Origin of the sequence: Pseudoalteromonas denitrificans DSM 6059 (genome assembly GCF_900112265.1) — a bacterium.
GTDB classification, from domain to species: Bacteria; Pseudomonadota; Gammaproteobacteria; order Enterobacterales; family Alteromonadaceae; genus Pseudoalteromonas; species Pseudoalteromonas denitrificans.
Window position 1 is genome coordinate 198032 of record NZ_FOLO01000004.1, and the last position, 13266, is coordinate 211297.

Sequence of the window (13266 nt, forward strand, 5' to 3'; positions counted from 1 at the left end):
TATATTCCACGAGCTTTAACCACGAGATAAACCCAATCGAGTAATCTTAAGCACTTCTTCAATTAAGCTTTGCGCATTTTCAAGGCCCAACTCTGCAAACAGCATAGGTAGGAGTTTCATACTAATTGCATTTTCAATTTCACTTGGATTAATTGAAAACTCGGCAACCGCTGTTTTTACAACGCCATCAATATCAAAAGCATATTGAACCAGCTTATCTTCTGTTTGATTAACATCTGGGAATAAATGTTTAAATAAACCAAAATAAGCTTGTGCGTGTTTATTTTGTTTACCTTCACCATCAGTAAACATATCTTGAATGCCTTCAACTTTTCGTTGTTTAACTTCTTGTTCAAAGTCAGCAAAAAGCATGTACTGTTTCACTGGCGCATCAAACATCGCTTTAGCTTCATCAATCGCTTTTTTAAGTAAATTAGAAAAGTATTCTTGAGCATATGGATCATCAGCTAAGTCTTGCTCAATCATTTTGGTAATTCGCCCAGTGATTTTATCTGTTTGATTACGGGCTTCATCATCAGTTAAATCTTGTGGTTTAACATCTTTCCCAAGATTACCAACCAAATATGCACCATCGGGTTCTCTTACTTCAATACCAGCAATATGTTTATCTAATAACTGACGAACATCTTCTGCATATTCATCATAATCAACAGTTTCATTTGCATCTTCACGCACTTGTTTACGCAAGTTGACAAACATCTTTAATGTTTCTTTATAATGATCTCGTTTGTCATCAAAGCTTTTGTCTTCAAAAAAGCTAGCCGATTGTAAAGCCACTTTCATACAGTTTAAAAATGCAGTGAGTGCTGTATAAAACTCATCTCGTTTTTTTATGTTTTTATCAATAAATTGACCATGTACATCTTCAACTTTGGGCGTGAGTGCTTGACGCAATGCAGCATGGTCTTGCTTATTTTTAACATCAGCGAATATAGCCCACAAATCATTATATAAACCTGGTAACTTTTTATATTCAGTATCCATGCGGTTGTATAATCCTTTAAGATCATCAACATCAAAGCCATTTTGATTACGCTCAGCCAACTCTTGATACTTTTCAATTGTCATATCGAGTTCTTTTAAAATACCGCGATAATCAATTAAATAACCAAATTGCTTTTTGCTATGTAAACGGTTTACACGAGCTATAGCTTGAATTAAATTATGTTCTTTAAGTGGTTTATCAATATACAAAACCGTATTTTTAGGTTCATCAAAGCCTGTTAGTAGTTTATCAACCACTATCATCAAGTCTGGCCCTTCATCTTGACTAAAGGCATTAATGATATCTTTGGTATAGGTTTTTTCATCAACATTGCCAACATTAGCTTTCCACCAATTTTGAACAATGTCTTTGCTATCTTGATCTACTACCTCATGGCCTTCACGAGTATCTGGAGACGACATTGCTACTACAGATGTAACTTTGCCTATTTTGTCTAAAATTTCCTTATAACGAATTGCAGAGGCTTTAGAGTCACAAGCTAGCTGCCCTTTTAACCCTTGTTGTTTAAAGTTCTGAAAGTGATCTGAAATATCATGAGCTATCAACTCAATACGACCTTCGGTTTGGTATATCTGACCTTTTTGCGAAAACTTCTTTTTTAGATCTGTTCTTTGCTTTTCAGTTAGTTTTTCTGTGATCCGATCAAACCAAGCATCAATTGCCTTATCGTTTACGTTTAGCTCAGGAATGCGTTCTTCGTACAACAATGGTGTTACTGTCTTATCTTCAACAGCTTGCTGCATAGTGTAAGAGTGAATTATCGAACCGAATTTATTTTCAGTTTTATCATCTTTAAGTAATGGCGTACCCGTGAATGCAATAAACGCCGCCTTTGGCAGGGTTTGTAACATACGAATATTGTTCTCACCATTTTGACTTCGATGACCTTCATCAACTAATACTAAAATATTCGGGCTATCGTTATAACATTCATCATATTTAATAGCTGAACCAAATTTATTAATAATAGAAAAAATAACACGTTCGTTACCTTTGCCAATTTGTTCAGCTAAACGTTTACCCGATGTAGCCATTGCATCTCTTTTATCGCGTTCGCTTAAAACGCCACCAGATGCAAATGTACGGCTCAATTGGTCTTCTAGGTCAACTCTATCAGTTACTATTATTACGCGGCACTGAGCAAGCTCCTGAAGCCATATAAGCGCTTTTGACAAAAACACCATAGTAAATGATTTACCACTTCCTGTAGTATGCCAAATAACCCCACCATTACGTGCACCAGGTCTTTTAATCTCATCAAAACTAGTAATACGTTCTATTAAGGCTTTAATACCAAAAACTTGCTGATAACGCGCAACTATCTTTCCAGCCTTTTTATCAAACAAGGTATACAAACGGGTCATATCTAATAATCGGTCGGGTCTTAACAAACTTACTAATAATCTATCTTGAGCAGTTACAGTGAGTTCACCTCCAGCTAACAAGGATAAATATTCATCTTTTGCAGCGGCTGGTCGGTGGCCGAAAATGCCATCAAGCTGTTGTTCATTTAAAGTTTTGTTTTTCAAACGAACAAACTCAGCTTCAATAATGTCTTCCTCGACCCATTTAGCCCAAAACTTCTCTGGAGTACCGCAAGTGCCATACAAACCATCATGACCATTAACCGAAATCAACAACTGACTATACGCAAACAAATGTGGAATTTCTGCCTGGCCTTGGTTACGTATTTGTTGTGATACAGCTTCACTTAATGTCGATTTTCCCTCAGTAGAAGAATCAGGTCGTTTAGCTTCAACTACGACCCAAGGCAGACCATTTACAAAACATACAATATCAGGAATTCGAACACCTGTACCTTCACTGTTTTGTACCACCATTTCTTCAGTAAAGTGAAAATGATTGTTCTTAATATTTTGCCAATCAATTAACTGAATCGTAGGTGATGCTTTTTTACCATCAATAAATTCTGTAACACCCACGCCATACATCAAAGCGTTATAGAGTTTTTCATTAGCACTTTTTAACCCTTCATTCATCGCAGGGTTAAGTTCATGCATAATTTTATCGATAGCGGCAGCTGATAGCTTGTGTTCTTTGCCTGCAAACGGGAATGTTTGATTGCTTAAAAACTCTCTCATTACTGATAACAGCATAACTTGGCTAGTTGCCTTGCCCGAATAACTATTACCACGATATTTCTCGCATTCACTTGGTGGTATAAAAGAATACCCAAGCATACTTAGCATGGTTAATGCAGGTATTTTAGAGCTAAACTCTTCTTTAAAATTTGGGATAATATTTGTCATCTGGCTCTCCCAATTATCGGTTATTTAGTTCATTGTGATCAAAACCAGGAGGAAGTGGTTTAAATCCGCCTTTATCAGCTTCAGTTGGGCTTGACTGATAATGAAACTGCCTCAATTTTTTAATGTTAAGTTTCGTAGATAGAATTGAGCTATTTTCTCCACCTTTCACATACAACAGAGTTTTATTTTCGGTTCTGCTTGGTTGAAGTACACACGAACCACCATATTGAGACGTGTTTGATTGGACTGTATAACAATGCAAATCTCGTACAGTTGACTCTAATATGTGTTGGTAGTAATTGGTATCTCGGTTCCAAACACATGCTACAAGTAAATCTAACTGGGATTTGAATAGCACCCGATGACTAATATCTGAAAGCTCAAAGCAATTGTATGTAGACAGACTCGTTCCATTCCAACTAACTCTATGATATGCAGGTTTCTGGATTTGGGGCTGATAAAGTCTCAATGAATGAAGCAACTTTTGCTCAGCAGGTGCATAGTGGTTCTTTAGTCTAGGTAGGATCGCACAAGAGTTGTATTTACCATTAGATTGAAATGGCAGCACCTCAACAATTAGATTATGAGCATTTCCGCCTACAACCCAATGCTCTAAACCAAAAATTAAACCTATTCGATTTAGCCTTGCAAAGTGTATCATATTTGGTAACCACTCAACGGGAACTGAAACTTCAGGAAAAACTAAAACATCAACATTATCTCTCACTGCTGAGTTAAGCATTGAATTTAATGAGTATTGACGCTCGTTACTTAAATTTGTAGGTGTATCAGCTCTTAACGCTGAAGCAATATCATTATCTGCTACAACAAAATTAGCTAACCCTATTTTTAGCTCTGCTCGCCTAGAGTTTTGACCAACAACAATATGGTGAGTTGTAACTTTGTCCTCTTGATTTGACTTTTCATACACATCAAAGTTACTAATTGAGTTACCTGTTTGTCGAAAGTAATTAGTTTCAGAGTCTTTTATCCAATCTGGTAGATTTGAATCTTCATTCAATAGTCTGAATAAATCAAAAGTTTGCCATTCATCAAAATGGATATATCGAGGGGTATAATTAACTTTAGTTTGGTTTAGTCTAATACTTCTTTCGCCCAAGAAGGCTCTCTGGCAGGTTAAATCCCCCTCATAATCAGTATAATTAGCTAACGGCCAAGCTGATAAGTAGTGCTTAAATAAATTAGCAGAACGAATCTTTTGAGTTGGCAGTTTCAGACGGTTTTCGTCAATTATTTTATCTAAAGATGCTTTCGGCTTTATAAAGTTTGAACCTAGCTCTTGCATCATTTGAAAGCCACTAAACCCCTGCTGTGGCAATCTTATGTCTAAAGCAGCTATTACCATACTAAACGAAATATTATTGTATTCGTTAATGTGCTCCCTTAGAGTTTCTACAAAAGCCTGTCGTTTTCTGGTGTATCGAATACTCGCACTATTAATGAGACTAATTTCAAACTGAAGATTCTGGTAAAACTTTGCAGCAATGTCGTATTCTTTTAAAATAATTGCAAATTGATAAACCTTTTCCCAAAGCCTAAAAAATCGCAATATGTTTTGCCCTTTAAAAAGCTTTGTTATATCAATTAATAAATCCCTATGATGGTTTTGACGTGACCCTTGAGCTAAAGCTATTTGCTTAGACAAAAATTGGGATAAACCACCTTCATTTTCGGAAGCTTTTAATACATTTTTTAAGTTACTTTCATGTCCATCGTAAAGAAATTCGTTGGCATAGTTACTCAGATTTATCTTACTTGAGCCGTCAGGTAATAATCTGTACTCGCTACTTTGCTTTTGGAGCGCTTCAATAATGACATCAAGTCCGGCTGTGCTGTGGTTAGAGTGGTATTGGTGAAGCTGGATCTTTTCTTGCTGGACTTCTAAGTTGCCAAACTCTGAAATAACTTCAAACTTTTTATCCTCAATACTAATTGCTGATGAGAGGTAATCCTCAATGAAGCTTTTAACTACTTTAGTTTGTTGAAGCTTAGGACGTTTAAAAACAAAAAGAATATCGTCAACATACCGACCGTAGTATGCTGGTCGAACAATATCAGAGACTTCTCTATCAAAACCACTCAAATACCAGTTTGCTAATACAGTCGAGGATGTTAACCCTATTGGTAAACCTACGTTATTCTCACAGCCTTTATGGGTATATTTTAATTGAGGCTTTATTTTTTCCCTGTATTCTTTGTAAATTTTTTCCAAAAGGTTAGTCAAGAATAACGCTAATTCTAATGCTTCTTTATCATCTATCAATGATTCTATTTCAGCAGTGATTTTTTGAAATTTCAAATCGATATTATAAAAATACTGTTTAATATCTAAAGCAACGACTGCAACATTATCACCTTCAGTTGTCACTCGTTTAGCTGTTTCAATCGCTCCATTTCGCCAATCATTGTATTGACTAATGTAACTAACAAACACATCCTTAGAGTCGCTACTATTTGAAGGTTCAACTAAGCTTAAACACTTAGCTTTAAGCCTATTGCCATAGCAATCCTTTGATAAAGCGTTATCAAATAAAGGCCCTACGTAAAGAGTCCATAATATATCTATCAACCAAAGCTCGGCAGGCCCATCGAAAAAATAATTAACTTTACTAACTTTATATGATTCTGCGCTTCTGAAATTTGTTACATAGTTAGGTTCAGCACTGGAACTATTGTTTTCAAATCCTTTAGCAATTAATTTGAAGTCAACGTTATTTATTAACTCAGTTAGGGCGTCATTATTTTCTGTTTCACCACTAAAAATTGTTTCAGACAGTTTTTGAAATAAAGTGTTATCCCTTATTGTCTGTGATTCAAATTCTGCAACTCTAGCTTTTAAAAATAGATTTATATTTTCAAAATAAGCATAGCTTTTTAAATACTTATAACCTAATTCAACTCTTGCAGGAGCTAGCATATAATTTCCTTATCTTTAATTTATTTTTAGCAATGACCTGTTTACAGCTATTTATTGATGTTTTTTTAAGCTGTATTAACCATTTAAATTGTCGATATCTTTTATATATCTAAAATTTGAACAGAATATAACAATAACTTAGGTTCATTTATGTATTACATTTGTTAATTTACTTATTCATAACTACCAGAACCAAACTCTATTTGATTCAGTTTTATAAATGATTCTGTCAAATCTTTGAGTAACCCTTCAGTTGTTAGCTCTTGTGCGGGCCAGCGAATATACAATTTATTTTTCTCCCACCATGTATTTACTGATTTGCCTTTGAATTCTTCTTGTACTCTATCATGTAGGTCGCCACCTTCTTTTTTCGCTATATGTATTTGAATAAAAATGCTTTTATTTTCATTTCTCGTATCATTAGCTTTCTTGAAACTAGCTCCATCATTAATCATAAATAGCACTAATTCAATTTGACTGTTTGGCACTGAATAAATAAAGGTTGGTAATTTTTGGAACCAATGTTGATACTTAACGCGAATATCAGCACTTACTTCTTCGCTACCTTTAATCTGTTTTATGAATTGCTTATCTAATTCTGAAAAAGAATTAATCAATAATTCCCATGTTTTTGAAATTCCACTAATGTTTTCAAAAACAAACTTCTCTTGCTCGCTATTTATTTTATTTTTAGTCATCATATTTTCCAGATGTAATAAAAAGTCTTTTAGGATGATCACCCATTTATTAAAAGGCTGGTCGTAAAAATGATCTTTTAGCCTACTTTTTATTTCTGTCACAAGTTCAGGGTAAGAGATACCACACCATTCTTTATGTTTCTCTGCTTGGGTTACTTTGCCGTCAGGTGATAACAATACAAATAAAGGTTCTTGCTGAGTGAAACTATCATTTTTAATTTGTTGATGAATGAACGACTCATACTCTTTAAAGGGGTTAGCCTGCGTGTGGTAAATTTTGTTTTCAATCGCCATTAACCAAGTATCTGAGCCAAACATTAAGTCAATGCGTTTGCCACTTTCGGTGCTCACTTCGCGTTGAGGTGGCGTTAGGCTATTTTCTTCGTATGGGATAGTTTTGCCAGTTTTATTGGCAATAATCGTCAGAAAGCTGTCTACAACTAAAGCGCCCATGCCATGTTCGGCTTTAGCATTACAGAAAAAGGCTAAAACTTCAGTGGTCGGATTTTCAAAGTGCCCGCGCATGCCAATATCAAATAACGTGCTCTCACGGTTATTATCATAGTGATACGCGGTTGCTTTATTTAGTAATGCTTTTATTTTTGTTAGTTCCATAAAGTAACTAAAGCGGTTTATGCCGCTTCAACTCCATCTACCTTAACCCTGCGCTTACCTGTTAACAACTGCTGCATTAAAGCTTTTTTCTCTTGCTTTAAACCTGCAAGTTTTTGTTCTAATAGCTCGATTTCTTTATCTGCATTTTTTAAGACTTCGGCTATTTTGCATTGCTCTGATTGCGATGGAATTGGAACTTGAATTGATTTTATAATTCCAGAACTTAAATTTTGTTGCCCACCACTATTTGCCAAACCTCTAATATTTTCATACTGACTAGAGAGGTACTGGTAGTAAAAATCTATCTCAAAGTCATCTTTTAATAACAATGCTCCACAGGCTTGGTTTGTTGCAGCCTCTAATCCTAACCTAGCGACTTGACCACGAGTTTTTCCTTGGCCGTACATAGCTATTAAAATCGTTCCTTTAGGGAATAACTTTGCAGAAGAATTACTTAACCCTTCGATTGTAATTTTTTGTTCGGCGTCAGTAATAAGACCAAACTTTATTTCTGTCGTAGTGACCCAAGGAATATTGCCGTTCCAATATGAGTCAATTTTTCTGCTAGGTGTACCCCCTGAAGTTACTTTTGCTATATCTTCAATCACTCCATGAATCCACTTCCCTTCAAATGGTTTACCTGAATCATCAAGTAGACGTTTCTTACCTGTGAGCAGTTGTTGCATTAGAGCTTTTTTTTGCTTTTTGCTGTTGTCGATTAGCCGCTCTGTGGTACTAATTGCTTTATCCCAAGCCCCAAGGATATTGGCAATTTTTCGTTGTTCAGGGAGTGGAGGAACAGCAACTTTAAGCCCCCCTATACCTTGTTGATCAATAGTGGTCATCGTCCCTGTTTTTGCATGACTCATAAAATGTTTTTTCGCATCATAGCTATGACAGTATTCATATAGGAAGTCTGAATCAACTAGAGCTTTGTTTGGTTTAGAGCGCATGATATGGCACTCCCACATGACATCCTCTTCATTTGAACGAAAACGAGTGCAATGAGCAATTCCATCTAACTTTAAAGAAGATCTTGTAAAGAATAAATCGCCTTTTTCTACTCGAAATTTTTCAAAGTCTTTTGTATTGGCATTTAATCTACGCAATTTTTTTGTGTTAACTTCCCTTGGCTCATAAATATCGACGACATTTATTAGCTTGTAGCCAGAACCTACAAATTGAGGGTCGTTAAATATTCCATTACTAATACGCCCGATGGAAACTTCTTTTAGTGTTTTCTGTTTCCAACCATTAGGCACCATAACCTAACTCCTTTAAGTAACCTTGCATTTCGACTTCAAGAGTTTGCAGTTCATTTTGAAGTTGCACACGCTCAGTACGCACAGCCACTAAGTCAATCTCGGCTTCTTCTTCGAAGGTATCAACATAACGCGGGATATTAAGGTTAAAGTCGTTTTCTTTAATCTCATCAAAGGTCGCTAAATATGAATACTTATCTGTTGTTTCACGAGCTTTATAAGTGTTGATAATTTTTTGGATATTATCAGTTGTTAATTGGTTTTGGTTTTTGCCCGATTTAAACTCTCGACTGGCATCAATAAACAATACATTGTTATCGGTTTTATTTTTTTTAAATAATAATATTGCTGCCGGAATACCTGTACCAAAGAATAGTTTTTCAGGTAAACCTATCACTGTATCTAATAAGTTTTCTTCAATTAGCTGCTTTCGAATTTTACCTTCAGATGATGCGCGAAATAACACACCATGTGGTACAACAACACCCATACGACCTGACTCTGGTTTAAGGGTTTCGATCATGTGGCTGATAAAAGCGTAGTCGCCTTTAGTTTTTGGTGGCACGCCACGGCGAAAACGACCAAATTCATCATCAGCGGCACCTTCATGACCCCATTTATCAAGCGAGAATGGTGGGTTTGCAGTTACTATGTCAAAGTGCAATAAACCACTAGTATCTTTTTCCAATAGCATTGGGTGGCGGATGGTATCGCCCCATTCTATGCGGTGATTGTCTTCACCATGTAGGAACATGTTCATTTTGGCGAGTGCCCAAGTAGAGCCTATAGCTTCTTGCCCATATAGAGCGTACTTTTTAGAACCATCAAAATTATTGCGTACCATACGGCCACATTTCATTAATAATGAACCTGAACCACAAGCAGGATCGCATATTTCATCGCCTTCCTTCGGCTCTAAAATAGCCGCTAATAAATCTGATACTTCAGGTGGTGTATAGAATTCACCTGCTGATTTGCCACTACCCGCAGCAAAGTGTTTGATTAGGTATTCATACGCATTACCGATAATATCGAGCGAACCTACTCGGCTTGGGCGTAAATTTAAAACGTCTTTACCAAAGTCTTCTAATATATGACGTAGTATTTCATTTTTTTGTTTTTCTTGACCAAGTTTGTCGGTGTTAAAACTAATATCTTGGAACACGTTTTTTAACTTAGTACCGTTGGCTTCTTCAATCGCATGAAGAGCTTGATCAATACGTTGCCCATTACCCGCTTCATGGCGTTTTTCATAACAATCCCAAAAACTAGCACCTTTAGGTAATACAAAACGTTGCTTAGCCATCATAGCTTGGATGAGTGCTGGATTATCACCGTATTGTGCAACAAGGTTATCGTATTCATCTTGATATACATCAGAAATATATTTTAAAAACAACATAGTTAAGATGAAATCTTTATAAATTGATGGGTCTACCGTACCTCTAAAAGTATCACATGCGGCCCATACCGCACTATTTACGTCACTTTGAATAATTGGGTCTTGATTGATTTGACTTGATGTCATTTTAAATCCTTGTTTAACCACCTTTTTAAAAGGGTGTTAGTTATTCTTTATCAGATTGATTAAATTTTGTTTCTACTTCTAAAGGCGTTGGGAAAATATCTGTAACGTCACACTTTAGTATATGAATGATTTCATAAAGCCTTTCGCAAGACACTGGTACGGAACCTTTTTCGATGCGGCTTAAGTAGCTTTGCTCTATTGATAACTTGCTTGCCAGCTCACCTTGAGCCACAGAACGGCTTATGCGAGTCAGTTTAATATTCATGCCTATTAACTTTTGTACAGGCTCCATCTATCACTTCCGCAATTAAAAGGAAAATTTTCCCACATTGCGGAGTTTCAACCTATGACATATAATGAATGTTTTTAACATATATATCAAATTTTGTAATTTAATGTCAAAAAGAGACCTAATGAAAGTAGATCCGTTAGTTTGCCGAGTCATTTGCATGACAAATATTGACCATTTTATGGCTGTTGAGATCAGAACTGCATATATCACGTTAGCAAATGATGAAACGCTCAGTCGCGCTGTTACTCGTAAATATGTTTATGGTGAATTAACTAAGTTAGTTAAGCGAGGTTGGCTAACAAAACTGACATCAGAAATAAAAGATATTACACGTTTTAAAAAAACCGAGTTATTTGACCGCAATGTTCTAGAAGCACAGATATCACAAAGCACATCTTCAGTTGATTTTAAAAATGTTCAGAGAGTTGAACAACTATATGCAGATTTAAATACTTACAAATCCCAGCTACTTAAAGGGCTTGGAGAGATGATGTTTTATGATGAAGCGAGAAAAAAGCATCCTGAAATGACAGATAAAATTAAAACAGAATATATGGAAGTAAATGAGAACAATCACATTTTAAAAGGGAAGATAAGAGCGATTGAGAAATTAATAACATCACTTAAAGAGACATAATTAATGAAACTACGAAATTGGCAGTCGGAGTGTATCAACTCCGCAATTTCTAAATATGAGTTTAAAAAACACTTTTTAGCACTTGCAACCCCAGGTGCAGGCAAAACCATGATGGCATCGACCTTAGCTAAAATGCTTTATGATCAAGATAAAATCGATCTTGTACTGTGCTTTTCCCCATCATCTATCGTGGCTCACGATTTTAGTGGTGCATTAAGTGAGCAGTTTAAAACCCATTTTGATGGCAACATTGACGCAATGGGAAATTCATATACCTATCAAGGATTAAGTAGTCTTGATGAAACAGTATGGCGATTATTAAAGCGTTACAGAGTATTTGTTATTTTTGATGAAATTCATCACTGTGCTGGTTCAAATATAAAAAATGCAAATGCTTGGGGTGAGCAGATCATCACTAACATAAAAAATAAAGCTGCTTATACAATTGCATTAACGGGAACGCCTTGGCGTTCAGATGCGTTACCAATTGTACTTGCAGATTACTGCAATAAATCAGGAAAAATACAATGTGATTATGTTTACGGGTTGCAAGAAGCAATACGAGATAATGTATGCCGTATACCTCAAGTAATAGCGTTAGATAATGACCAAATATCAGTTAAAAAAGGTGATGAGACTAGTTATTTTACAAGTTTTTATGATCTTTTATCACAAGATATTATTCCCTATAGTGATATTGTTACTAATCCAAAAGTTATTGAGCAATTATTAAGACATTCAAATACTAAATTAGATAAGCTTCGTTGCTTCAATAAAGATGCTGGGGGTCTAATTGTTGCGTCCTCTATTGTACATGCAAAGCAAATAAAACTAATTTTAGAGAAGACTATAGGGGAAACCGCTGTTGTTGTTACAAGTGATGAGGACAGCGCAAACAACCTAATTACATCTTTTAGGAACAGTCAAGAAAAATGGATAATTAGTGTTGGAATGATCTCCGAAGGCACTAATATTCCCCGCCTTCAGGTATGTTGTTACCTTTCGAATGTAAAAACTGAAATGAATTACCGTCAAGTGAGTGGTCGTATATTGCGTTTTACCGATGCGCCAAATCAGCAAGCTTTTCTCTTTATGCCAGCAGAACCAAAACTTGTTAAATATGCCTACCGTGTGGCTCAAGACATTCCTGATGCTCTGTCAAAAGTTAAGTTTGTTCCTATGGCTGAAGAAATAACAGCTGAAGTTGATATAAAAATCGAAGGTGAACCCATTATTGATGATGGAGATTCAACTGATACTTCAACGAATAAGCCCATTTTAGATATTGGAGACACGATCACTGATACAAATGAAACTCCAGATGTTGATACTGATGAAATACCAAAACCTATTGATGACACTCCAAAGGGTGAAAAACCTGTAACAACCGAAAAGATCATGGGGATCTTTGGTCAATTCAATCATACAGAACTTGAAATTGATGGATTTGAGCATTTGGTTATATCAGATAAATCAATCGCTAAACTTAACGAATTCAGCACACAGGTATTTTAAGAATGATAGGTAATAATTAAACCCTAGGAAGTTTAATTCATGGGTTTACCGCTAAGAGTGACAAGTTCAATGCTAGTTGTGAAACCCACGAGATTGAACATTACATTGCCTTTTCCAATCTATAAATCCAGATATAAATGTATGCACATTGAAAACTTGGCACAGGTGGGATTTAAACGTAGGAGAACAGTTAGCTAAACTGTTTGTCAGCGCTGGACAAAGTCGCTTGGTGTTAACATCATTATGTGTAGTAGCTCATATCTAATCTGACACTTTCCAATTTTAGTGTGATTACCAAGGGAAACTGTCGGTCTAATTACCGAGCGACTTTGTCGTAAGTAGCATATCAGCCAGTTACTAAACTGGCTATTGTTTATGCTGACTTTTGTAAGGATTGTGATTTTTCAACTCTCAACGCAGTGGTATTCATATTGTTTCTTAGCCATACACTGCGCACTCCATTTGGGCTGATATCAATACCAAG

8 protein-coding genes are annotated in these 13266 nt (G+C 35.8%); 2 read left to right on the forward strand and 6 right to left on the reverse strand.

What is annotated here, in order from left to right; genetic code table 11:
* Window positions 1-15: 15 nt before the first annotated feature.
* The 6 genes from BM088_RS04535 to BM088_RS04560 all read right to left on the reverse strand — a co-directional run bounded on the left by BM088_RS04535 (window position 16) and on the right by BM088_RS04560 (window position 10630).
* A complete protein-coding gene (locus tag BM088_RS04535) occupies window positions 16-3297 on the reverse strand; it encodes a type I restriction endonuclease subunit R (protein WP_091980543.1) in 3282 nt (1093 codons plus the stop codon).
* Between the two features lie 13 nt (window positions 3298-3310).
* Window positions 3311-6235 (reverse strand): RNA-directed DNA polymerase, encoded by a 2925-nt coding sequence (locus BM088_RS04540; protein ID WP_091980546.1) that lies wholly within the window; start codon window positions 6233-6235, stop codon window positions 3311-3313.
* A 173-nt stretch (window positions 6236-6408) separates the two neighbouring features.
* A complete protein-coding gene (locus BM088_RS04545) occupies window positions 6409-7548 on the reverse strand; it encodes a PD-(D/E)XK nuclease family protein (RefSeq protein WP_091980589.1) in 1140 nt (379 codons plus the stop codon).
* 17 nt (window positions 7549-7565) lie between these two features.
* A complete protein-coding gene (locus tag BM088_RS27535; protein WP_218156449.1) occupies window positions 7566-8810 on the reverse strand; it encodes a restriction endonuclease subunit S in 1245 nt (414 codons plus the stop codon).
* Window positions 8803-10338 (reverse strand): type I restriction-modification system subunit M, encoded by a 1536-nt coding sequence (locus BM088_RS04555; protein ID WP_091980549.1) that lies wholly within the window; start codon window positions 10336-10338, stop codon window positions 8803-8805. Before BM088_RS04555 ends, BM088_RS27535 begins: the two co-directional genes overlap by 8 nt.
* A gap of 40 nt (window positions 10339-10378) precedes the next feature.
* Entirely contained in the window at window positions 10379-10630 is a 252-nt protein-coding gene (locus tag BM088_RS04560; RefSeq protein ID WP_091980553.1) for a helix-turn-helix domain-containing protein, read from the reverse strand.
* A 121-nt stretch (window positions 10631-10751) separates the two neighbouring features.
* Between BM088_RS04560 and BM088_RS04565 the strand changes: the two genes are divergently transcribed.
* Both BM088_RS04565 and BM088_RS04570 read left to right on the forward strand, forming a co-directional pair.
* The gene (locus BM088_RS04565; protein WP_091980557.1) at window positions 10752-11267 is read left to right on the forward strand and encodes a hypothetical protein; all 516 of its coding nucleotides are present in this window, start codon (window positions 10752-10754) and stop codon (window positions 11265-11267) included.
* Window positions 11268-11270: 3 nt separating this feature from the next.
* Window positions 11271-12782, forward strand: a complete 1512-nt coding sequence (locus tag BM088_RS04570) for a DEAD/DEAH box helicase (protein WP_091980561.1) — start codon at window positions 11271-11273, stop codon at window positions 12780-12782.
* Window positions 12783-13266: the final 484 nt, after the last annotated feature.

Excerpts from the sequence above, each read along its gene's own strand:
- BM088_RS04555 (WP_091980549.1), bottom strand. The coding sequence starts at position 10,338 with ATGACATCAAGTCAAATCAATCAAGACCCAATTATTCAAAGTGACGTA.
- BM088_RS04535 (WP_091980543.1), bottom strand. The coding sequence starts at position 3,297 with ATGACAAATATTATCCCAAATTTTAAAGAAGAGTTTAGCTCTAAAATA.
- BM088_RS04560 (WP_091980553.1), bottom strand. The coding sequence starts at position 10,630 with ATGGAGCCTGTACAAAAGTTAATAGGCATGAATATTAAACTGACTCGC.
- BM088_RS04570 (WP_091980561.1), top strand. The coding sequence starts at position 11,271 with ATGAAACTACGAAATTGGCAGTCGGAGTGTATCAACTCCGCAATTTCT.
- BM088_RS04540 (WP_091980546.1), bottom strand. The coding sequence starts at position 6,235 with ATGCTAGCTCCTGCAAGAGTTGAATTAGGTTATAAGTATTTAAAAAGC.
- BM088_RS04545 (WP_091980589.1), bottom strand. The coding sequence starts at position 7,548 with ATGGAACTAACAAAAATAAAAGCATTACTAAATAAAGCAACCGCGTAT.
- BM088_RS04565 (WP_091980557.1), top strand. The coding sequence starts at position 10,752 with ATGAAAGTAGATCCGTTAGTTTGCCGAGTCATTTGCATGACAAATATT.